1 protein-coding gene is annotated in these 272 nt (G+C 59.9%); it reads right to left on the bottom strand.

Features of this window, described 5'->3' with window-relative positions; translation table 11 throughout:
• Positions 1-240 (bottom strand): SDR family NAD(P)-dependent oxidoreductase (locus tag O4G76_RS20550; protein WP_269398979.1); only part of this gene is annotated, 240 nt, incomplete at its 3' end.
• Between the last annotated feature and the right edge of the window lie 32 nt (positions 241-272).

Here is a 272-nt window from a genome sequence, read left to right as displayed (position 1 = left end):
CTTCAGTTCCTCGGCGGTGGCTTCCTGCATCACTCCGGCATTATTGACAAGGATATCCAACCGGCCTGCAAGCTTGATGACAGCGTCCACGACGCGGGCCGGAGACTCCGGATCGGTGAAGTCGGCAGATATGGATTCGAAACCGGAGGCTTCTCCCCGTTGTGCCGTAACCACGGCAGCTCCCTCTTTTTGTAACCTCATGGCAATAGCGAACCCCATGCCGGACCGCCCTCCGGTCACGAGTGCAACTTTGCCGGCGAGGCGTCCGGGAT

Origin of the sequence: Limimaricola sp. G21655-S1 (assembly GCF_027213785.1) — a bacterium.
Taxonomy (GTDB): domain Bacteria; phylum Pseudomonadota; class Alphaproteobacteria; order Rhodobacterales; family Rhodobacteraceae; genus Limimaricola.
This window is presented reverse-complemented; position numbering and strand designations above follow the sequence as displayed.